Raw genomic sequence first — 20376 nt, forward strand, 5'->3', positions numbered from 1 at the left:
AAGATCAAGCCTCAGGCCGCCAGCAGGGCGTCCAGCTTGCCGTCGTATTCCAGCGCCATCATGTCGTCGCAGCCGCCGATATGGCGCTCGCCGATGAAGATCTGCGGGAAGGTCGCCCGGCCGTTGGCGCGCTGGACCATCTCCTGGCGCTTCTCCGGATCGAAGGCGGCCTCGATCTCATTGAACGCCACGCCCTTCTTCTCCAGCAGCGACACCGCGCGGATGCAGTAGGGGCAATACGGTTTCGTATAGATGGTGACTTCGGCCATGGCTCGACTGATACGGGTGGTGACGGGTCTGCTCTATATGGAACGACTTGAGCTTTCTTTAACCCTCGCGACCACTGCGGCATGGACGCGCAGCGCGCCGGCGGCCAGCAGCGCCCGCGCGCAGCCTTCCAAAGTGGCGCCGGTGGTCATCACGTCATCGATCAGCAGAACGGTCTTGCCGGCCACCAGCCTGGCCTTGGCCGGCGGCACGGCGAACGCCGCGGCGACGTTGCGCCGCCGCCCACCGCCCGACTTGCCGCCCTGGCTCGCGGTGTCCCGGACCCGCGCCAGCGCATCAGGCAGATAGGCCACGCCCGCGAGCCGGCCCAGCGGCCGGGCGATCTCGGCGGCCTGATTGTAGCGCCGCCCCAGCAGCCGCGCGCGGTGCAGCGGCACGGGAACCAGTGCGTCGGCCTCGTCCAGCAGCTCGCGCGCCGAACGGCTGATCCAGCGGGCGAACAGCGGCGCCAGGTCGGTGCGGTCGGCGTGCTTCAGCTGCAGGATCGGCCCGCGCGAGGTCTCGTCGTACAGGCACGCCGCCCGCGCCCGCGCGAACGCCCGCGGCCGCGCCGAGCAGGCGGCGCAGCGCACGCCCGCCCCCAGATCGTATTCGAACGGCAGGCCGCAGCCGTCGCACAGCGGCCCGTCGATAAACGGGATCGCGCTCCAGGCCGCCGCGCTCAGGCCGCCGGTCATCGTGGCGGAGCCGCCGTCGAGCGATTGGGGTGGGAAAAGCAGGTCCAGCGCGGTACGAACCGCGGCCTTCGCGCGCGGCCCGGGTTTCCACCGGGCGGCCGCATCGCCATCTAGAAAGCCCATGTCCGCCCCGCCCCGTCTTTTCGACCGCGACCTGCTCCGCACCCGCCTGGACCGCGCCGCCCCCGGCTACGCCGCCGCCGACTTCGTCAAGGCCCGCGCCGCCGAGGACACCGTCGTGCGCCTGGAAGCGATCATGCGCGACTTCCCGCGCGCCGTCGATCTGGGCGCGCGCAACGGCTGGTTCGCCCGCTGCCTCTCCCAGAGCGACGCCGCCGCCCGCGTCGGCTTCCTGGTCGAGACCGACCTGTCGCCGAAGATGCTGGCCGGCCGCGACGGCCTGCGCCTGGTCGCCGATGAGGAGCGCCTGCCCTTCGCCCCCGGCAGCCTCGACCTCGTGGTCTCGACCCTGGCCTTGCACTGGACCAACGACGTGGTCGGGGCGCTGATCCAGATTCGCCGCGCCCTCAAGCCGGACGGCCTGTTCATCGGCTCGCTGCTGGGCGGCGCCACCCTGACCGAGCTGCGCCAGTCGCTGCTGGCCGCCGAGGCCGAGCTGACCGGCGGCGCCGGCCCGCGCGTCTCGCCCTTCGCCGACCCCTACGACGCCGCCGGCCTCATGCAGCGCTCGGGCTTCGCCCTGCCGGTCGCCGATGTCGATCGCGTCACCGTCCGCTACGCCCATCCGCTGAAGCTGCTCGCCGACCTGCGCGCCATGGGCGAGACCAGCGTCCTGGCCGAGCGCCACCCCAAGCCGCTGACCCGCCAGGTCCTGGCCCGCGCCTTCGAGATCTATGTCGAGCGCTTCGCCGAACCCGACGGCCGCGTGCCCGCCACCTTCGAGATCCTGACCCTGACCGGCTGGGCGCCCGACCCCAGCCAGCAGAAGCCGCTCAAGCCCGGCTCGGCCAAGATGCGCCTGGCCGACGCCCTCGGCGTGGTCGAGAACCCGCTGCCGCGGGACGACGACTAATTCCGCGGCGGCGCGCCTGCGGAACCTCGCTGTCTGCGTCAATCCTGGGCGCCACAAGAACTTCACGAACCAAACGGCCAAGCCGGGTCGCTTTTTGGCCACGTCGCCGATCTAACGTCGGTCTCGGCTCGATCCAAAACGACTACAGGAACCCCCCTTTATGCGTATTGCTATCCTGGCCGCCGGCCTGCTCGGCGCCGCCGTCGCCGCGACTTCCGTCCAAGCTCAGACCGCTCCGGCTGCTCCCGCCGCCGAAGCCCCTGCCGCGGGCGGCTTCTCCGACGCCGATCTCAAGGCCTTCGGCTCGGCCATGGCCGAGATCCAGAAGATCAACGGCGAGTACACCCCGAAGCTGACCGGCGCCGACGGCCCGACCAAGGCCGAGGTGCAGAAGGAAATGATCGGCAAGATGGGCGCGGCCGTTCAGGCCAGCGGCCTGTCGCCGCAAAAGTACAACGATATGTCGGCCGCCGTGCAGAAGGACGCCGCCCTGCGCGCCCGCCTGACCACGGTGCTGAACGCCGAACCGGCCGCCTAAGGCCCTCGGCTCACGCCTTTCGAAGGCCGCTCCGGTTCGCCGGGGCGGCCTTTTTCATGCCTGCAACCTCGGCCGCCGGGCCGCGTCCAGCGCCACCACGACATCGGCCCGCCCCGGCATCTCTTCGAGGATCCAGCGCGTCAGCCGCTCGTAGTGGGCGATGAAGCCTTCGACCTCCGCATCGCTCATCGCCCGGCTGGCGTCCGCGCCCTCGCGCGCCAGCCGCTCGCGCAGCTTGCGCTCCTGTTCGATCCGCCAGCCCAGCACCACCTCGAAGCTGGGCGCCCTCAGCAGGACCAGCAGGTCCAGCGCCCCGAACAGCTGCTGATAGGGTCCGGCCAGGGCCGCGTTGACGAAGCTGCGCCAGGCGCCGTCCGCGTCACGCTGCGCTTCCAGCCCGTTGACCGGCGCGGCCAGCGCCGCCGCCGGCTGGGGTCGCGCGCCCACGCACCAGCCTTCGAACAGCACCACGTCCGCCGGTCCCTCAAACGGCGCGCCGTGCTCGCGGCGGTCGTCGCGGGCCTTTTCGAACACCGGCCGCTCATGGAGGCCCGGCGTCCGCAACGCCGCCAGCATCTCCAGCCCCAGCGCCACGTCGTGCGTGCCCGGGACTCCGCGCACCGCCAGCAACGGATGCACCTGCTCGGCCAGGTCCTGCCGCTCGGCCCGCGTCAGGTAGAGATCGTCCAGCGAGATCGCCGCCGCCTTCAGCCCGCGCGCCTCCAGCAGCCGCGCCAGCACCGCGGTCAGGGTCGACTTGCCGCTGGCCTGCGGCCCGCAGATTCCGACCACGATCCCGCCCGGCCGCGCGGCGGCCGCTATGCGGTCGGCCAGCGGCACCGCGACGTCGCGCACCACCTGCGCGTAGCTGTCTGGCAGCCGCTCCTGCGCCATGAACTCGGCCAGCCAGGTTTCAGGCGTCATTGCGCCGCCTCCGCCGCCAGCCGCGCGGCGATGTCCTTCAGCGCCCGTCGACGGGCCGAACCGGCGCGCCAGGCCATGACGATGGTCCGCCGCGGCGCGGGTTCTGGAAACCGCGCCAGGCTGATGCGCGGATCGGCCAGGTCCCGCGCCGCCATCTGCGGCAGCAGGGTGACCCCCTGCCCGTGCGCCACCAGCTGCAGAAGCGTCGTCAGGCTGGTCGCGCCGAAGGTGGTGAGGTCGCTGAGCTCGCAGGCCCCCAGCGCCTGGTCGCGCAGGCAGTGGCCTTCCTCCAGCAGCAGCAGCCGGTCGGTCGGCAGGCTGCGCGGATCGTCGGCGGCCAGCGGCGCGCTTGTCGGGCTGGCCAGCAGGAACGGGTCGTCGAACAGCTCCACCGTCTCGATCCCGTCGCCCGCCAGCGGCGCGGCGGCGATCACCGCGTCCAGCTCGCCGGCCGCCAGTTCGCTCAGCAGCGTCGCGGTCTGGGTTTCGCGGACCTTCAGCTCCAGCCCCGGCAGCGCCGCCTGCAGCACCGGCGCGGCCCGCGGCAACAGGTAGGGCGCCACCGACGGGATCATGCCCAGCGCCAGGCGCCGCGAGCCGACCCCGCGCCGCTCGCGTGCGAAGTCCTCCAGGTCCTTGACCCCGGCGATCAGCGCCCGCGCCCGCTCGGCCAGGGCCGCGCCATCCGGGGTCAGCACGCTGGCGCCGCGCCCGCGCTCGACCAGCACCAGGTCCAGTTCGGCCTCCAGCTCGCGGATTTGCATCGACAACGCCGGCTGAGTGACATGGCAGGCGGCCGCCGCGCGGCCGAAGTGGCGCTCTTCGGCCAGGGCGGTCAGGTAGCGCAGCTGTCGCAAGGTCGGCATCTGCATAAGCTAGGATTATTGGCGGCTCGGGCAAGCGCCTCGATGCTCATCGGGACGCGACCCGCAGGTGCGACCTTTCGTCGTAGGAGAACAGCGATATGGCGCTGGAGTCATCCCGGGACTCAGGCTCAACCTTGAGGCGTTCGATGCACAGCCTGCGTCGACGCGGTCGGGGACTAGCTAGCTTCGATCCTGAGAGGCCCGCGGTGATCCGAGCTCACCGCGGGCCTTTTTCCGTTCTCAGACCAGATCGCGCAGCCAGGCCACCAGCGGCGCGTCGGCCGGCGGCATCGGATAATCGGTGAGCTTCATCGGCTTCACCCAGGCGATGCCCGAGTGCTCCTTGGCGGTGACCACGCCCTCCCAGCGCCGCACCAGATAGAGCGGCATCAGCAGGTGGAAGTCCTCATAGGTGTGGCTGGCGAACACGAAGGGCGCCAGGCAGGCGTGCGAGACGGTGATCCCCAGCTCCTCGTCCAACTCGCGGATCAGGCACTGCTCAGGCGTCTCGCCCGGCTCGACCTTGCCGCCCGGGAATTCCCAAAGCCCGGCCAGCTGCTTACCCGGCGGCCGCTGACAGATCAGCACCCGCCCGTCGGAATCGATGAGCGCCGCGGCGGCGACGAGAACCATGCGCTTGGTGTCGGACATGCCAGCTTCCTCGCGGGATGCGCACCGAAAGGCAAGCGGCGGACTGAGGATTGTCGGCGGCGGGGCCGCATGCTTCAGTTCCCGGCATGCCCCGCCAGCCTCCGGGCCTTCGCGCTGATTTGATCGATGCGATCACATCGGTCGCCGCCGCCGTCGTCGTGGGCGCGCCGGCCCTGCTGTTCGTCGAGCGGATTCCGCCCGAATGGCTGGAATGTTTCGACGTACTCGGCCCTTCTCTGCGGCCTTGGCTCATGTGCGCACCGGTGCTGATTTTCGTGGTCCCCGCGTTCCTGATCATCGAGACGGCGCTGCGTTTGGTTTTGCGCGGCAGGTTCCGCTGAGCGCTCTGCAATTCTCCAATCCCTTGCAAAACTTGACTTTCGGCCCGCCGCCAGCCATATCCCTGCTGCGCCGCAACATCTATGGCGCTATCGGCGCTCCAGCCGCGTGATGGTTCCGGCCACTTCGGACCCAGCTGTCGAGCGCCCGAAAGAGATCGCATAGATCGCCCCGCCACGCGGGGGCTTTCCACAAATGACCCGCGTTTTCGCGACCCTCGCAGCCTGCGAGCGGCCGCGTTAGGCGCATCCGTGAAAGACATTCGTTTGACCAAGTTCACTGACCTCGGCCTCGACAAGATGCTGCTCAAGGCCCTCCACGACGAGGGCTATGAGAAGCCGACCCCGATCCAGGCCCAGGCTATCCCCGGCGTCATGGCCGGCAAGGACCTGCTCGGCATCGCCCAGACGGGCACCGGCAAGACCGCCGCCTTCGCCCTCCCCATCATCCATCGCCTGGCCGCCGACAAGAAGGCCGCGCCGCGCCGCGGCTGCCGCGTGCTGGTGCTCTCGCCGACCCGCGAGCTGGCGACCCAGATCGCCGAGAGCTTCAAGGCCTACGGCAAGCACATGAACCTCAGCGTCGCCGTGATCTTCGGCGGCGTGAAGTACGGCGGCCAGATGCGCGCCATGGCGCCCGGCGTCGACGTCCTGGTCGCCACCCCGGGCCGCCTGCTCGACCACCTGCAGGAGAAGACCATCACCCTCCAGGGCGTCGAGATGTTCGTCCTCGACGAGGCCGACCAGATGCTCGACATGGGCTTCATCGTGCCGATCCGGCAGATCGTGAAGCACCTGCCGCGCCTGCGTCAGAACCTGTTCTTCTCGGCCACCATGCCGAGCGAGATCGAGAAGCTGGCCGGCGAACTGCTGCGCCCCAACCCGACCAAGGTCTCGGTCACCCCGCAGGCCACCACCGTCGAGCGCATCAAGCAGCAGGTCATCTTCGTCGAGACCGCCCGCAAGCGCGCCCTGCTCTGCGAGATGTTCGCCGAGCGCGACTTCAAGCGTGTGATCGTCTTCACCCGCACCAAGCGCGGCGCCGACCGCGTGGCCAAGTCGCTGGAAGCGGCCGGCGTCGAAGCCGCCGCCATCCACGGCGACAAGAGCCAGGGCCAGCGCGAGCGCGCCCTGGCCGCCTTCAAGGCCGGCGAAGTCCGCGCCCTGGTCGCCACCGACATCGCCGCCCGCGGCATCGACATCGACGCGGTCAGCCACGTCATCCAGTACGAACTGCCCAACGTGCCGGAAGCCTATGTTCACCGCATCGGCCGCACCGCGCGGGCCGGGGCCGACGGCTCGGCCGTGGCGTTCTGCGCCGACGACGAGCGTAACCTGCTCAAGGACATCCAGAAGGTCACCCGCCAGACCATTCCGTCCTTCGACCGCCGCAACGACCGCGGCCTGCACGTCATGACCCAGGCGATGCCGGAAGTGGCCGCCGAGCGCGCCGAGGCCGGCCGCAAGAACGCCGCGCGCGGCGGCGGCGGCAAGCCGCAGGGCCGCAGCGACCTGCCTCCGGGCCTGCGCAAGCAGCGCAACCGCCCGGCCAAGGCCGGCGGCGGGCGTCAGGGCGGCGGCGAGCAGCGCCAGGGCCAGCCCCAGCGTCACACCGACCACCGCGCCGGCGGCCAGCGTGCTCACGGCGAGCGCGCCTCGACCACGCCGATCGACCAGTCCCAGTTCAAGGGCCCCAAGCGCGGCGGCAAGCCGGCCGCGGAGAAGCGCTGGACGCCGCTGGACTAAGGCTCGAACTAGATCCTCCCCCTTCTGGGGGAGGTGGATCGCTGCGCAGCAGCGAGACGGGGGGGACCGCTCTCAAGCGGAGTCAAAGTCCCCCTCAGTCAGCCATCCGGCTGACAGCTCCCCAGAGGGGGAGCAATGGATTGCAGTCCTAAGACCGATAGTCGCCGTTGATCGCGACGTACTGCTTGGTCAGGTCGCAGGTCCACATGGTCGCCGAGGCGCGGCCGACGCCGACGTCCACCGACACCTCCAGCTCCTGGTTCTTCATGTAGGCGCTCATCTTGGCCTCGTCGTAGGTCGGCGAGATGAGGCCGTCCTGCGCGGCGACCAGCGGTCCGAACTGCACCTTCACCCGGTCGCGGTCGATCGGCTCGTCGGCGCGGCCCACGGCCATGACGATCCGACCCCAGTTGGCGTCCTCGCCGGCGAAGGCGGTCTTGACCAGCGGGCTCTCGCAGATCGTGCGGGCGATCTTGCGGGCGCTGGCCGAGCTCTCGGCCCCGGTCACCGTGACCTTCACGAACTTGCTGGCGCCCTCGCCGTCGCGGACCAACTGCAGCGCCAGGTCCATCAGCACAGCCTCCAGCTTCTCGCGGAAGTCGGCCAGCCGCCGGTCGCCGGCGCGGGTGATGCTCGGCGCGCTGGACTGGCCGGTGGCGAACAGCAGCAGGGTGTCGTTGGTGGAGCGGTCGCCGTCCACCGTCACCGCGTTGAAGCTGTTGCGCGTGTAGAGGCTGGCCAGGGTCTGCAGCGCCGTCGAGGAGATCTTCGCGTCGGTGGCCACGAAGGCCAGCATAGTCGCCATGTCGGGCGCGATCATGCCCGAGCCCTTGGCGATGCCGGCGATGCGCACCTTCTCACCGTCGATAGTCGCCTCGGCATAGGCGCCTTTCGGGAAGGTGTCGGTGGTCATAATCGCCCGCGCCGCGCCGGCCCAGCCGTCATCGGTCAGCTTGGCTTCCACGTCGGGCAGCCGGTGGGCGATCTTGGTGTCGTCCAGCAGCACGCCGATCACCCCGGTCGAGGCGACCATCACGTCGCGCTGGCGGCAGTCGAAGCGCTTGGCCACGGCCGAGGCCACCCGCCGCACCGCGTCCGCGCCTGGCTTGCCGGTGAAGGAGTTGGCGCAGCCGGCGTTGACCACCAGGGCGCGCACATCGGCGCCCTTGGTCATTTCCAGATGCTTCTTGCACCAGTCGACCGGCGCCGAGCCGATGCCGTGGCGGGTGAACACGCCCGCGCCGGCCGTGCCCTTGGCGAAGCGCATGACCAGCAGGTCCTCGCGCTCGTGCTTGTAGAATCCGGCCCGGCCGGTCGCCAGCTGCACGCCGGGGATCGGCGGGATCTGCGGGAACGGCACGGCCAGCGGCGAAACCGGCAGCGCGCCCTTCGCGGGCTTGGGCTCCTCGGCCTTGGCCGCAGGTTCGGTCTTCTTGGCGGCGCGCTTGATGGCGGTCGCCAGCGGGTCGACGATGGCGCCGGCCAGCGCCTCGACGGGCTTGGCGGCGGCTTCCAGCGCCTTGCCGGCGGTGGACTTGATCGGGGCGGCCTTCTTCGGGGCGGCGGGGGTCTTGGTCATGGCTGGGCGGCCTTGGCTGGGGCGGCGGACGCGGCCGGGGCGGCCTTCGTCGCGGGAGTTTGCGGAGCGGTCTTCGGGGCGTCGGCGGGTTCCTTCGGCTGGCCCGGCACGTCTTGCGGCGCGCCGATCAGCGTCTGGACCTTCGCCCGGCTTCGGAGCTTCTCCAGCAGGTCGCGGACCTGGTCATAGGTCAGAAAGCGCACGATCTGCGGCCGCGCGGCCTCGAAGGTGATCGGCTGCTCCAGCCGCCGGTCCTCGATCTTCAGGATCGCCCAGCCGCCCTCGATCGCGAACGGGCCGACGATGTCGCCGGCCTTGCCGGTCTTCAGGTTGGCCGCATAGGCCTCGGGCATGACGTCGACCGTAAAATAGCCGAGGTCGCCGCCGTTGAACCGCGTCGCCGCGTCAGTGGAGCGTTCCATGGCCAGGGCGTCGAACGAGGCGCCGGTGGTCAGCAGCTTGCGCACCGCCGCGGCCTCAGGCTCGGTGGCCACGACGATCTGGCGGGCGCGGATCTCCTCCGACTGCTTGGCCAGCTTCAGTTGCTCCTGGTAGAGGCCGCGGATGGCGTTGTCGTTGACCGCGTCCGAGACCACGCTTTCCACCAGCATGTCGCCCAGGATGCGCTCGCGCGCCGCGGCCAGCCGCTTCTGGGCCACCGGGTCCTTGTCGAGCTTGCGGTTCAGCGCCTCGGCGGCCAGCAGCTTCTGGTCGACCACCTCGTCCAGCACCCGGCGGAACAGGTCCGAGGAGACGTCCAGCGGCTCCCCGTCGCCGATCAGCCCCTGGGCCACCGCCTCGCGCTTGACGTCCGAGGCCCACACCGTCTTGCCGTCGACCTTGGCGACGGCGGTGTCGCCAGGCGCGGGCGCGCCCTCGGTCCCGCCGCGATCGCCGCAGGCGACCAGCAACGTCGCGGCGACCAGCATGACTGCGGCCAGCGCCAGCGCGTTCGGGACGCGACGGAAGGCGGAGTTCGTCATTGTCGACGTACCTCGTGTGCGAAAACCGCCCGCAGGCGCTTGCCCGTCCCTAGCCAACTCGGCGCGGGGATGCAAAGGTCGCGCCCGATCTAAAGCCGCCCGGACCGGATAACAGCCGTTGCGGCCTCATTTTTTCGGAGGAATCATTTCATGACGCGTGAAGCCGTAATCGTCTCCTACGCTCGGACCGGGATGGCCAAGTCCCAACGGGGCGGGTTCAACATGACCCCGACCGTCACCATGGCCGCCCACGCGATCAAGCATGCGGTCGAGCGCTCGGGCGTCGACAAGGCCGCCGTCGAAGACGTGATCCTCGGCAACGTGGCGCACGGCGCCGGCAACCTGGGCCGTCAGGCCGCGCTGCTGGCCGGCCTGCCGATCACCACCTCGGGCGTTACCGTCAACCGCTTCTGCTCGTCGGGCCTGCAGACCATCGCCACCGCGGCCAACTACATCCGCAACGACGGCGCTGAAGTCGCCATCGGCGCCGGCGTCGAATCGCTGTCCTTCCCGGGCGGCGGCGGCGGCGGCGACAACTTCGACAAGAACCTGGTCGCGCAGTATCCGGCCATCTTCATGCCGATGATCGACACCGCCGACATCGTCGCCGAGCGCTACAAGGTCAGCCGCGAAGTCCAGGACGAGTACAGCCTGGAATCCCAGCGCCGCATGGCCGCCGCCCAGCAAGCCGGCAAGTTCAAGGACGAGATCGTCCCGCTCGCGACCAAGATGAAGGTCGTGAACAAGGAAACCAAGGAAGAGAGCATCGTCGACTACGTGGTCGACCGCGACGAGTGCAACCGTCCGGACACCACCATCGAAGGCCTGCGCAAGCTCCAGCCGGTCCGCGGCGAAGGCAAGTTCATCACCGCCGGCAACGCTTCGCAGCTGTCGGACGGCGCCGCCGCCGTGGTGCTGATGGAAGCCAAGGCTGCTTCGAAGGCCGGTCTCGAACCGCTCGGCGCCTTCCGCGGCTGGGCCGTCGCCGGCTGCGCCCCCGACGAAATGGGCATCGGCCCGGTGTTCGCCGTTCCGCGTCTGCTGGAGCGTCACGGCCTGAAGGTTGACGACATCGACATCTGGGAACTGAACGAAGCCTTCGCCTCGCAGTGCGTCTATTCGCGCGACAAGCTCGGCATCGACCCGGAAAAGTACAACGTCAACGGCGGCTCGATCGCTATCGGCCACCCCTACGGCATGACCGGCGCGCGTCTGACCGGCCACATCCTGCAGGAAGGCAAGCGCCGCGGCGCCAAGTGGGGCGTTGTCACCATGTGCATCGGCGGCGGCATGGGCGCCGCAGGCCTGATTGAAATCTACTGATTTCAATCAGGACGGCCGTCGGCGCCCATCACTCAATGTGGCCGAAATCGCTCATCGCGATTTCGGCGGGCGCGGCGGGTCTCATCGAGATCTGATGAGTCAGGCCCACACGCCAAATGATCAGGCCCTTCCCTCGTGGGAGGGCCTTTTCTTTTGGCGCACGCAGTCGTTAGCGCTCTCACCCGCGCGCCGCGTTGACACTGGCATGGGTGCTGCTTAAGTCTCGCGCGCCCTGAAAAGAGCGGAATTTCCGGGCAGGCGAGCAGGCTTAGAGGCGCCGCCGTCGGGCCCTCCCGCGAATCCGGAACGATTTCCCTTGAGCATCTTCCAACGCTTCTTCGGCTCCTCGAACGACCGCAAGGTCAAAGGCTTCAACTCGCGGGTCGCCAAGATCAACGCGCTTGAGCCGAAGATGCAGGCCCTGTCCGACGCCGAGCTTCGCGGCAAGACCCAGGAATTCAAGGACCGCCTGGCCAAGGGTGAAACCCTCGACCAGCTTCTCGAAGAAGCCTTCGCCGTCGTGCGCGAGGCCTCGCGCCGGGTGCTGGGCCAGCGCCACTTCGACGTCCAGCTGGTCGGCGGCATCGTGCTGCACAACGGCGGCATCGCCGAGATGCGGACCGGTGAAGGCAAGACCCTGGTCGCGACCGCGCCGACCTATCTGAACGCGCTCTCCGGCAAGGGCGTGCACGTCATCACCGTCAACGACTACCTGGCCCAGTTGCACGGCGACTGGATGGCGCAGGTCTACGCCTTCCTCGGCCTGTCCACCGGCGTCATCGTCCACGGCCTCAGCCAAGGCCAGCGCCAGGCCGCCTATCAGGCCGACATCACCTACGGCACGAACAACGAGTTCGGCTTCGACTACCTGCGCGACAACCTGGTCTACGACCCGAGCGAAATGGTCCAGCGTGGCCATAACTTCGTGATCGTCGACGAAGTCGATTCCATCCTGATCGACGAAGCCCGCACGCCGCTGATCATCTCCGGCCCGACCGAGGACCGCAGCGAGCTCTACAAGACCATCGACCTGGTCATCAAAGAACTGATCCAGGACCCGTCGACCTTCGACCACGACGAGAAGCAGCGCCAGGTCATCCTGACCGAGGAAGGCTCTGAAAAGGTCGAGGAGCTGCTGACCGTCGGCGGTCATCTCGACCCCGACTCGGCCGGCCTCTACGACGCGGCCAACGTCTCCATCGTCCACCATGTGAACCAGGCGCTGCGCGCCAACGTCCTCTACACTCGCGAGAAGGACTACATCGTCCGCGCCGGCGAGGTGATCCTGATCGACGAGTTCACCGGCCGCATGATGCAGGGCCGCCGCCTGTCCGAGGGCCTGCACCAGGCCATCGAGGCCAAGGAAGGCGCCAACATCCAGCCCGAGAACCAGACCCTGGCCTCGGTCACCATCCAGAACTACTTCCGCCTCTACACCAAGCTCTCGGGCATGACCGGCACCGCCGCGACCGAGGCCCAGGAGTTCGGCGACATCTACAAGATGGACGTCTCGGAAATCCCGACCAACCGCCCGGTCGCGCGGATCGACGAGGACGACGAGGTCTATCGCACCGAGCGCGAGAAGAACGCCTCGATCGTCAAGCAGATCGAGGCCTGCTACGTGCGCGGCCAGCCGATCCTGGTCGGCACCGTCTCGATCGAAAAGTCCGAGCAGCTGTCCGAGCTGCTCAAGGCCCATAAGTTCGAGCACAACGGCAAGACCCAGAACGGTGTCCCGCACAACGTCCTGAACGCCCGTTACCACGAACAGGAAGCCATGATCGTGGCCGACGCCGGCGTGCCCGGCGCGGTGACCATCGCCACCAACATGGCCGGCCGCGGCACCGACATCCAGCTCGGCGGCAACATCGACATCCGCGTCCTGAAGTGGCGCGAGGAGCAGCGCGGCCTCGGCATCGAGGTCACCCCGGAAGCCGCCGCCGAAGAGCGCACGCGCATCGAGAGCGAGACCAAGGCGCTGAAGGAACAGGCGCTGGCCGCCGGCGGCCTCTACGTGCTCGGCACCGAGCGCCACGAAAGCCGCCGGATCGACAACCAGCTGCGCGGCCGGACCGGCCGTCAGGGCGACCCGGGCCACTCGAAGTTCTTCCTGTCCTGCGAAGACGACCTGCTGCGCATCTTCGCCGGCGAGCGTCTCGACGCGATCATGCGCACCTTCGGCGTCCAGGAAGGCGAGGCGATCACCCACAAGTGGCTGAACGCGGCCATCGAGAAGGCCCAGAAGCGCGTCGAGCAGCGCAACTACGAGATCCGCAAGAACCTGCTCAAGTACGACGACGTCGTGAACGACCAGCGCAAGGCGGTGTTCGAACAGCGCGCCGAGTTCATGACCGCCTCCGATCTCTCGGAAATCATCACCGAGATGCGGCAGGACACCATCGAGGACCTGGTCGAGCGCCACCTGCCGCCCAAGGTTTACGCCGAACAGTGGGACATCGCCGGCCTGACCGAGCGTGTCCAGGAACTGCTCGGCCTCGACCTGCCGCTCGCTGCCTGGGCGGCCGAGGACGGCATCGCCAACGAGGAGATCCGCGAGCGCATCCAGCAGGCCGCCGACGCCCGCGCCGCTGAGCGCGAGAGCGCGATCAGTCCCGACCAGATGCGCAATCTGGAAAAGAGCTTCCTGCTGCAGATGATCGATCTGCAGTGGCGCGAGCACCTGATGCACCTCGACCACCTGCGCAACGTCATCGGCCTGCGCGGCTACGGCCAGCGCGATCCGCTGAACGAGTACAAGACCGAGGCCTTCTCGCTGTTCGAGAAGCTGCTGGTCGACCTGCGCCAGAACGTCACCCGCTGGCTGATGACGGTCGAGTTCCAGTTCGCCGAGCCCGAACCCATCGCCCCGCTGTCCGGCTTGACAGAAGTCCACATGGACCCGCTCACTGGCGAAAACGCGGCCCAGATGGGGGCCCTGCCTGACGGTCTCTCGGCCGAACAGCGCCAGGCCTTGCCGATCACGGCCCTGCCCGACGGCTGGGAGCACACAGGCCGCAACCAGGTCTGTCCCTGCGGCTCGGGCAAGAAGTTCAAGCACTGCCATGGTGCGCTGATCTAGGGGACCCGAGCAGATGGCCGACTTCCTCTTCCAGGTCGACGGCTTCTGCCCAGTCTGCGAACTCCCCGCCACCTTCGCGGCCAGGGATCCCTGGCTGCGGGACCACTTCCTCTGCCAGACCTGCAACGCCCAGCCGCGTGAGCGGGCGCTGTTCTCAGTTCTGACCCAGCTGCGGCCCAACTGGCGCGAGCTGGCGATCCACGAAAGCTCGCCCGGCACCGCCGCCAGCCGCCGCCTGGCCGAGCAGGCGCCGGGCTACCGGGCCAGCCAGTACGATCCCTCGATCCCCTGGGGCTCGACCCATCCGGCCGGCGGCTGGCGGGCTGAGGACCTCGAGCGCCAGACCTTCGCCGACGCCAGCTTCGACCTCGTCGTCACCCAGGACGTCATGGAGCACGTCTTCGCCCCCGACCTGGCCCTGCGCGAAATCGCCCGCACCCTGAAGCCGGGCGGTCTGCACGTCTGCACCGTGCCGATCGTGAACAAGGAAAAGCCGTCCGTCCGCCGCGCCGCGCGCCGCGCCGACGGCAGCGTCGACCACCTGCTGGAGCCGGTCTACCACGGCAATCCAATGGACCCGAACGGCTCGCTGGTGACCATCGACTGGGGCTACGACATCGCCGCCTACTGGGACTCGGTCAGCGGCCTGACCACCACCATCTGGACCATCGAGGACCTCGGCCGCGGCATCCAGGCCGAGTACATAGAGGTGCTGGTGTCGCGCAAGGCGGGCCTGCCCGATCTGACCGGCGACGTTCGGCCGACCCGCAAGGGCCTGTTCGGCAAACTCTTCGGCTAGTCGCCCCAGGCTGCTAGGCTCGCCCGATAAAGGGAGGAGCCAGACCATGGCCGACGGTGCAGTTCAGGGTCTCGTCCACGACAAGTACGCGGGCGCGCGCGCGGCGTTTGAAGCCAATCTCGACAGCGGCGCCGACATCGGCGCCTCGTTCTGCGCCACGGTTGAGGGCGAGACCGTGGTCGACCTCTGGGGCGGCTTCGCCGACGAGGCCCGCACCCGCCCGTGGCAGCGCGACACCATCGTCAACGTCTACTCGACCACCAAGACGATGACCGCCCTGACCGCCCTGCTGCTGGCCGACCGCGGCGAGCTCGACTTCGACGCCCCGGTCGCCCGCTACTGGCCGCAGTTCGCCGCCGGCGGCAAGGAAGCCGTCAAGGTCAGCCACCTGATGAGCCACTCGGCGGGCCTCTCGGGCTGGAAGGAGCCGCTGGTCAAGGAGGATCTCTACGACTGGGACAAGGTCACCGCCCTGCTGGCGGCCCAGGCCCCGTTCTGGGAGCCGGGCACGGCCCCCGGCTATCATGCCCTGACCCAGGGCTATCTGGTCGGCGAAGTCGTGCGCCGCATCACCGGCAAGAGTCTGGGCACAGTGTTTCGCGAGGAGATCGCCGAGCCGCTCGGCGCCGACTTCCACATCGGCCTGCCGGCCTCGGAGGACGCCCGCGTCGCCGAGCTGATCGCCCCGCCCCCGGCCGAGGCCGGTCTCGGCGCCGGGCCGCGGAGCGAACTGCAGGCCAACATGTCCGACAACCCGCCGCTTGAGGTCTCGGAAACCCGCACCCGCGCCTGGCGCGGCGCGGAGATCCCGGCCGCCGGGGGAACCGGCAACGCCCGCTCGGTGGCCGAGGTGCAGTCCCTGCTGGCCAACGGCGGCGTCGCCAAGGGCAAGCAGATCCTGTCGGAAGCCGGCTGCCGCAAAGCGCTGGAGCTGCAGATCGAAGGGCCCGACCTGATCCTCGGCATCCCCGCCCGCTTCGGCATGGGCTTCGGCCTCGCCGGCGGAGCGGTGCCGCTGCCCAACCCCAACACCATCTACTGGGGCGGCTATGGCGGCTCGCTGGTGATCATCGACATGGATGCGCGCACGACCTTCGCCTACGCCATGAACAAGATGGCGGGCACCACGACCGGCGACATGCGCGCCTTCAGCCTGGCCATGGCGATGTGGGAAGCATTGGGCTGAGACGGCGCGCCCGTACGCGCCGCCTCAGCCCTCAGGCTTCTAGGATGGCCAGATCCTAGTCGCCTTTCTTCTTCTCGGCCGCGGTGACCACGCCGTCGCCGTCGCCGTCCTGTTCGGCGAAGGCGCGCAGGCCCGAGGCCTCGAATTCGGCCGGCGTCATCTTGCCGTCCTTGTCGCTGTCGAGGACGCCGAAACGGACATGCGCCTGGCGCATCTGGCGCACGCGCTGCTCTTCCTTGCGCTCGGCGCTCTCGTTCGAGGCGGCCAGCTGGGCGGTCAGGCGGCCCTCGTACTCGCCGACATACTCGGCCTCCGTCAGGACGCCGTCCTTGTCGGCGTCCATGGCCGCGAAGCGCTGGTCGCGGACAGTCTTGAACTCGGCGGCGGTCACCTTGCCGTCCTTGTCGAGATCGTAGTCGGTGACGAAGGCCGAATGCTCATGCGGCGCGGCCTGGGCCGAGGCCGCGCCCAGCGCCAGCAGCGCGGCGGTCATGGCGAGGGGAAGATGGATGCGGGTCATGTCGATCGGTCCTATTGGGTCGCTTCGAAGGTCAGGGTGTAGGAGTAGCTGCGGTACCGGGTCTCGGCCCCAGCCGGCGCCGCCGTGCGGTGGCGGATCAGCGCCAGATAGGTCCCGGCGTCCGGCGGGGTGATCGCGAACCGCCCCGCGGCGTCGGTGGTGATCTGGCCGGCAAGCTGCTTTTTGCCGTCATAGGCGCCGGCGCTGCGGAACACTTCGACATGGGCGCCGCTGACCGGCTTGCCCTCGAACAGCAGCTCGAAGCTGGCCGGCTGGGCCGCGAAGATCTCGCTCGGGTGGGTGATCGGGCGCAGCTCCAGGCTCTTGCCGGTCGGCGCCAGGGCGTCCGGGCTCGGCCCGCCGCGGGTCACATAGACTTCGGCCAGGGTCATGCTCTGCACGTCGACCAGCTCGGCGCCGGCCGGCTTGTCCTTGCCCTCGCTGATGATCCACTGGCCCTTGGCGTCACGGTACATCTTGCCCTTGCGGCCGAACCGCTCGCCTGACGAGACGCGATAGGTGCCCTTCGCCGCGATCGGCGCTTCGAACACCGCCAGGTCGCGCAGATAGGTTACCCCCGAGATCGGGGTCACCGCCCCTCCCGGCCCGCGCACGTGCCAGGCGTCCGACTTCATCACCACCTCGGCCTGGAACGGGTCCTCGGTGAAGCTCGCCTGGACGGTGACGTGGTCACGGTCGGTCAGGTCGAACAGGTTCGGCAGCATGTAGGGCATGTGCGCCTGCGCCATGCCCGGCGCCGCCGCCAGCACTCCGGCGCCTGCCAGCGCCGCAAATCCGATACGCCCCATTGGGTCCCCTTCATCAGTTCGTATGTCGCCGACTAATGCACTTGCGAGTCACTTGCAATTGACTTTCGAATGCTGCATTGACGGCCTCGTCGAAGCGCCCACGGGGGGCGTCACGCGAGTCATATGCGATTGACTCGCACTTGCATATCATTTGGAGAGATCTATGGCGCGTGGACGGTACGGACTTCTGGCGGGGGCCTCGGTCCTGCTGCTGGCCGGGGCGGCGAACGCTCAGCAGGCGCCTGAGAGCGCGGCCGCCCAGCTCTCGCTCGGCCGCATCGTCGTCTCCGCCGGCGCCGAGAAGGTCGCCATCGACACGCCCCAGGCGGTCACCGCCCTCGAACAGGACGACATTGACGACGCCCAGGCCACCACCATGGGCGATCTGCTAGAAGCCATTCCCGGGGTCAGCGTCGTCGGCGGCGTCTCGGCCCTCGGCCAGGGCTTCAACATCCGCGGCATGGGCACCGGCATCGCCGACTCCGACAGCCGCATCCTCACCCAGATCGACGGGGTGACGAAGTTCTACGAACAGTACCGGATGGGCGCGCTGTTCAGCGAGCCGGACATGTACAAGCGCGTCGAGGTCCTGCGCGGCCCGGCCTCGTCCACCCTGTACGGGGCGGGCGCCCTGGCCGGGGTGGTCAACTTCACCACCAAGGACGCCTCGGACTTCCTGACCGGGGATGACCGCTTCGCCGTGCGCCTGCGCGCCGGCTTCGAGAGCAACAACGAAGGCCTGTTCGGCGCCGCCATCCTCGCCGGCCAGCCGGCTGAAAACCTCGACCTTCTGGCGATGTACACCCGCCGCGAGGCCGACGACTACAAGAGCGGCGACGGGACCACGGTCGTCCCTTCCGGCGTCACCTCCAGCTCGTACCTGCTGAAGGGCCGCTACTACATCGGCGGCGACAATGACCACAGCGTCTGGGCGACCTATCAGAACTGGCTGTCCGACAGCACCCAGATCTACGACCAGGCCGAGGCGTTCGGGACCACGCCGGTCCGCCGCAAGGTCGACGACGTCACCGCCACCTTCGGCTACGAAAACGACTTCGGCGGCTCCAAGCTGTTCGATCTCGAGGCCCAGGCTTCCTACGCCAATTCCAAGGTCGAGCAGCGCGAGACCACCTTCCTGTCCGGCGTGGTCTATTCCGAGTTCTCCTACGAGACCTGGCAGGGCCGCATCCAGAACACCTCGCGCTTCGACTGGGGCGAGGACTGGACCGGCTTCCTGTTCCTCGGCACCCAGGCCTACAAGCAGGAGCGCCGCAATCCGCGGGTCACCGCCGCCGGAAACACCGTGCCCGGCGCCGCCACCCACCCGGAAGGCGACATGGGCAAGTACGGCCTCTACGCCCAGGCCGAGCTGATCTGGTCGGACAGGCTGACCATCATCCCCGGCGTCCGCGTCGACTGGACCAAGCTTAAGCCCGGCGCCGGCGTCACCAACCGCACCGAGGTCGAGGACAGCGCCGCCTCGCCCAAGCTGGCGGTGCTCTATTCCTTCACCGACAACTTCGCGGTGTTCGGCTCGGTCGCCCGGACCGTCCGCATGCCGGTGCTGGACGAGATCTACAGCCGCACCAGCGCCACCGCGAACAACTTCAGCCTCAACCTGAAGCCGGAAGAGTCCGACAACTTCGAAGGCGGCTTCACCCTGTCGTTCGACGACGTGCTGACCCAGGGCGACGCCGTCCGCGCCAAGGTCACCGCCTTCCGCAACGACGTCTCCAACCTGATCACCCGCGGCACGGCCAACTCGGCCTACTTCGTCAACATCGGTGAATCGCGGTTCCAGGGCGTCGAGATCGAGGCCGAATACGCCTCGCGCAACCTCTTCGCCCGCGCCGGCCTCTCGCGTATCGAGGGCGAGAACCGCCTCACCGGCCAGCCGCTCAACACCATCCCGGCCGACGAGCTGGACATGACCGTCGGCTGGCGCTTCACCGACCAGAACCTCTCGGCCGGCTGGCGCGGCGAATTCGCCGCCGACCAGGAGGACATCGGCCCCGGCGGCCGCCGCACCGGCGGCTACGGCGTGCATGGCCTGTTCGTGACCTGGACGCCGGACCAGGGCCCGTTCGAGGGCCTGGAAGTCCGCGCCGCAGTCGACAACGTCCTCGACAAGCAGTTCCGCCGCCATCTGCAGTCGCTCGACGCCGAAGGCCGCACCTTCAAGCTGACTCTGGCGCGGACGTTCTGATGTTCGCGGTCACGCCCGCACGCACGCTCGCCTTCGCGGTCTCCGCGGCGCTGAACCTCGGCCTCATCGCCCTGGTCGTGCGCTCGGCGGCCGACGAGCCGCCCGTGTGGGACGAGACCGTGATCATGGCGGAGTTGGTTCAGGTCCGGGGCGGCGCGAATAACGCCCCGGTCCCCACGTCGGCGCAGGCTCCTTCCTCCCCTCCTCGGGATCCTGCGCCGACGACTTCCGCCTCTGTCCCCGCGCCGCCTCAGCCGCGCGAGGCGCCTGCTGCGTCATCTACGGCCGCCGCCACGCTGGCCCCCTCGCCCCCGCCTGCGCAGGTCGCAGCCGCCTCCGGGCCGCCGGCCCAGGCCGCGCCGGCTCAGCGCCAGGGAACCCGCGACGGCCTCGACATCGACGCCAGGAACGGCGCCGGCGCCGATTACGCCTCGCGCCTGCGCGCCTGGCTGGAGGCGCACAAGACCTACCCCAAGCGCGCGCGCATGCGTCGCGAGGAGGGCGTCGTGCATGTCCACTTCGCGGTCGACCGCCAGGGCCAGCTTCTCGGCGGCGACGTCGTCCGCTCGTCCGGCTACGCCAGCCTCGACGCCGAGGCCATGGCCATGCTGGACCGCTCCAACCCGTTCCCCGGCGCCCCGCACAGCGTGCGTGGCGAACGGATCGAGGTCTCAACCCCCGTGGAGTTCTTCCTCACCCGCTGACGCTCGTCCGGGCGAAGGCCGAGGCCCACGACCGGGCTTGGCGTCGGTCACCGGTTCGGTCGACGCGCTGGACCCCGGCCTTCACCCGCACGAGTGGCGATCAAACGTGTCATCCCGGTTTCGGCGC

19 protein-coding genes are annotated in these 20376 nt (G+C 69.2%); 10 read left to right on the top strand and 9 right to left on the bottom strand.

All coding sequences use genetic code 11. The features are described from left to right. Positions 1-11: 11 nt before the first annotated feature. Together grxC and O4N75_RS17775 are read right to left on the bottom strand one after the other, a co-directional pair. Positions 12-269 carry a glutaredoxin 3 gene (gene grxC / locus O4N75_RS17770; protein ID WP_267232577.1) on the bottom strand — a complete coding sequence of 86 codons (258 nt, stop codon included), beginning with the start codon at positions 267-269 and terminating at the stop codon, positions 12-14. A 33-nt stretch (positions 270-302) separates the two neighbouring features. Next, complete coding sequence (locus O4N75_RS17775) at positions 303-1088, bottom strand: phosphoribosyltransferase family protein (protein ID WP_269626778.1); 786 nt, start codon at positions 1086-1088, stop codon at positions 303-305. On the opposite strand from O4N75_RS17775, the gene O4N75_RS17780 reads away from it, so the two are divergent. After that, the gene (locus tag O4N75_RS17780) at positions 1087-1998 is read left to right on the top strand and encodes a methyltransferase domain-containing protein (protein WP_269626779.1); all 912 of its coding nucleotides are present in this window, start codon (positions 1087-1089) and stop codon (positions 1996-1998) included. The genes O4N75_RS17775 and O4N75_RS17780 overlap by 2 nt on opposite strands. 160 nt (positions 1999-2158) lie before the next feature. Beyond that, positions 2159-2536: a DUF4168 domain-containing protein gene (locus tag O4N75_RS17785; protein ID WP_269626780.1), complete on the top strand. Its 378-nt coding sequence runs from the start codon at positions 2159-2161 to the stop codon at positions 2534-2536. A gap of 54 nt (positions 2537-2590) precedes the next feature. On the opposite strand, the gene O4N75_RS17790 is transcribed toward O4N75_RS17785, so the two are convergent. The 3 genes from O4N75_RS17790 to mutT form a co-directional block, all read right to left on the bottom strand. Further along, positions 2591-3460: a kinase gene (locus O4N75_RS17790; RefSeq protein WP_269626781.1), complete on the bottom strand. Its 870-nt coding sequence runs from the start codon at positions 3458-3460 to the stop codon at positions 2591-2593. Next, a complete protein-coding gene (locus O4N75_RS17795; protein WP_269626782.1) occupies positions 3457-4326 on the bottom strand; it encodes a hydrogen peroxide-inducible genes activator in 870 nt (289 codons plus the stop codon). The genes O4N75_RS17790 and O4N75_RS17795 overlap by 4 nt, the downstream gene beginning before the upstream one ends. A 240-nt stretch (positions 4327-4566) precedes the next feature. After that, on the bottom strand, positions 4567-4977 hold the full coding sequence (gene mutT, locus O4N75_RS17800; protein WP_269626783.1) for an 8-oxo-dGTP diphosphatase MutT: 411 nt from the start codon (positions 4975-4977) through the stop codon (positions 4567-4569). 119 nt (positions 4978-5096) lie between these two features. Here mutT and O4N75_RS17805 point away from each other — a divergent pair, with 119 nt between their 5' ends. Both O4N75_RS17805 and O4N75_RS17810 read left to right on the top strand, forming a co-directional pair. Beyond that, entirely contained in the window at positions 5097-5318 is a 222-nt protein-coding gene (locus O4N75_RS17805) for a hypothetical protein (protein WP_269626784.1), read from the top strand. A 264-nt stretch (positions 5319-5582) separates the two neighbouring features. Beyond that, complete coding sequence (locus O4N75_RS17810; protein WP_269626785.1) at positions 5583-7061, top strand: DEAD/DEAH box helicase; 1479 nt, start codon at positions 5583-5585, stop codon at positions 7059-7061. Between the two features lie 148 nt (positions 7062-7209). Here the strand turns inward: O4N75_RS17810 and argJ are convergent, their stop codons facing one another. Together argJ and O4N75_RS17820 are read right to left on the bottom strand one after the other, a co-directional pair. Further along, positions 7210-8640, bottom strand: a complete 1431-nt coding sequence (gene argJ, locus O4N75_RS17815) for a bifunctional glutamate N-acetyltransferase/amino-acid acetyltransferase ArgJ (protein ID WP_269626786.1) — start codon at positions 8638-8640, stop codon at positions 7210-7212. Continuing rightward, positions 8637-9623 (bottom strand): peptidylprolyl isomerase, encoded by a 987-nt coding sequence (locus O4N75_RS17820; protein ID WP_267234230.1) that lies wholly within the window; start codon positions 9621-9623, stop codon positions 8637-8639. The genes argJ and O4N75_RS17820 overlap by 4 nt, the downstream gene beginning before the upstream one ends. Before the next feature lie 150 nt (positions 9624-9773). Here O4N75_RS17820 and O4N75_RS17825 point away from each other — a divergent pair, with 150 nt between their 5' ends. The 4 genes from O4N75_RS17825 (at position 9774) to O4N75_RS17840 (ending at position 16010) form a co-directional block, all read left to right on the top strand. Further along, complete coding sequence (locus O4N75_RS17825) at positions 9774-10946, top strand: acetyl-CoA C-acyltransferase (protein WP_269626787.1); 1173 nt, start codon at positions 9774-9776, stop codon at positions 10944-10946. Positions 10947-11262: 316 nt separating this feature from the next. Next, a complete protein-coding gene (gene secA, locus O4N75_RS17830; protein ID WP_269626788.1) occupies positions 11263-14025 on the top strand; it encodes a preprotein translocase subunit SecA in 2763 nt (920 codons plus the stop codon). 13 nt (positions 14026-14038) lie between these two features. Beyond that, complete coding sequence (locus O4N75_RS17835; RefSeq protein WP_269626789.1) at positions 14039-14824, top strand: class I SAM-dependent methyltransferase; 786 nt, start codon at positions 14039-14041, stop codon at positions 14822-14824. A gap of 46 nt (positions 14825-14870) precedes the next feature. Continuing rightward, the gene (locus O4N75_RS17840; RefSeq protein WP_269626790.1) at positions 14871-16010 is read left to right on the top strand and encodes a serine hydrolase domain-containing protein; all 1140 of its coding nucleotides are present in this window, start codon (positions 14871-14873) and stop codon (positions 16008-16010) included. Positions 16011-16065: 55 nt separating this feature from the next. On the opposite strand, the gene O4N75_RS17845 is transcribed toward O4N75_RS17840, so the two are convergent. Further along, positions 16066-16530, bottom strand: a complete 465-nt coding sequence (locus O4N75_RS17845; protein WP_269626791.1) for a hypothetical protein — start codon at positions 16528-16530, stop codon at positions 16066-16068. A gap of 11 nt (positions 16531-16541) precedes the next feature. Continuing rightward, positions 16542-17339, bottom strand: a complete 798-nt coding sequence (locus O4N75_RS17850; protein ID WP_269626793.1) for a DUF4198 domain-containing protein — start codon at positions 17337-17339, stop codon at positions 16542-16544. Positions 17340-17502: 163 nt separating this feature from the next. Here O4N75_RS17850 and O4N75_RS17855 point away from each other — a divergent pair, with 163 nt between their 5' ends. Further along, positions 17503-19545: a TonB-dependent receptor gene (locus O4N75_RS17855; RefSeq protein ID WP_269626794.1), complete on the top strand. Its 2043-nt coding sequence runs from the start codon at positions 17503-17505 to the stop codon at positions 19543-19545. Continuing rightward, positions 19545-20249 (top strand): energy transducer TonB, encoded by a 705-nt coding sequence (locus tag O4N75_RS17860; protein ID WP_269626795.1) that lies wholly within the window; start codon positions 19545-19547, stop codon positions 20247-20249. The genes O4N75_RS17855 and O4N75_RS17860 overlap by 1 nt, the downstream gene beginning before the upstream one ends. Positions 20250-20376 lie beyond the last annotated feature (127 nt).

Source organism: Phenylobacterium sp. NIBR 498073 (genome assembly GCF_027286305.1).
Classification (GTDB): Bacteria; Pseudomonadota; Alphaproteobacteria; order Caulobacterales; family Caulobacteraceae; genus Phenylobacterium.

Excerpts from the sequence above, each read along its gene's own strand:
- mutT (WP_269626783.1), bottom strand. The coding sequence starts at position 4,977 with ATGTCCGACACCAAGCGCATGGTTCTCGTCGCCGCCGCGGCGCTCATC.
- O4N75_RS17775 (WP_269626778.1), bottom strand. The coding sequence starts at position 1,088 with ATGGGCTTTCTAGATGGCGATGCGGCCGCCCGGTGGAAACCCGGGCCG.
- O4N75_RS17780 (WP_269626779.1), top strand. The coding sequence starts at position 1,087 with ATGTCCGCCCCGCCCCGTCTTTTCGACCGCGACCTGCTCCGCACCCGC.
- O4N75_RS17785 (WP_269626780.1), top strand. The coding sequence starts at position 2,159 with ATGCGTATTGCTATCCTGGCCGCCGGCCTGCTCGGCGCCGCCGTCGCC.
- O4N75_RS17860 (WP_269626795.1), top strand. The coding sequence starts at position 19,545 with ATGTTCGCGGTCACGCCCGCACGCACGCTCGCCTTCGCGGTCTCCGCG.
- O4N75_RS17845 (WP_269626791.1), bottom strand. The coding sequence starts at position 16,530 with ATGACCCGCATCCATCTTCCCCTCGCCATGACCGCCGCGCTGCTGGCG.
- grxC (WP_267232577.1), bottom strand. The coding sequence starts at position 269 with ATGGCCGAAGTCACCATCTATACGAAACCGTATTGCCCCTACTGCATC.
- O4N75_RS17835 (WP_269626789.1), top strand. The coding sequence starts at position 14,039 with ATGGCCGACTTCCTCTTCCAGGTCGACGGCTTCTGCCCAGTCTGCGAA.
- O4N75_RS17840 (WP_269626790.1), top strand. The coding sequence starts at position 14,871 with ATGGCCGACGGTGCAGTTCAGGGTCTCGTCCACGACAAGTACGCGGGC.
- O4N75_RS17825 (WP_269626787.1), top strand. The coding sequence starts at position 9,774 with ATGACGCGTGAAGCCGTAATCGTCTCCTACGCTCGGACCGGGATGGCC.
- O4N75_RS17855 (WP_269626794.1), top strand. The coding sequence starts at position 17,503 with ATGGCGCGTGGACGGTACGGACTTCTGGCGGGGGCCTCGGTCCTGCTG.
- O4N75_RS17795 (WP_269626782.1), bottom strand. The coding sequence starts at position 4,326 with ATGCCGACCTTGCGACAGCTGCGCTACCTGACCGCCCTGGCCGAAGAG.
- O4N75_RS17790 (WP_269626781.1), bottom strand. The coding sequence starts at position 3,460 with ATGACGCCTGAAACCTGGCTGGCCGAGTTCATGGCGCAGGAGCGGCTG.
- argJ (WP_269626786.1), bottom strand. The coding sequence starts at position 8,640 with ATGACCAAGACCCCCGCCGCCCCGAAGAAGGCCGCCCCGATCAAGTCC.
- O4N75_RS17820 (WP_267234230.1), bottom strand. The coding sequence starts at position 9,623 with ATGACGAACTCCGCCTTCCGTCGCGTCCCGAACGCGCTGGCGCTGGCC.
- O4N75_RS17850 (WP_269626793.1), bottom strand. The coding sequence starts at position 17,339 with ATGGGGCGTATCGGATTTGCGGCGCTGGCAGGCGCCGGAGTGCTGGCG.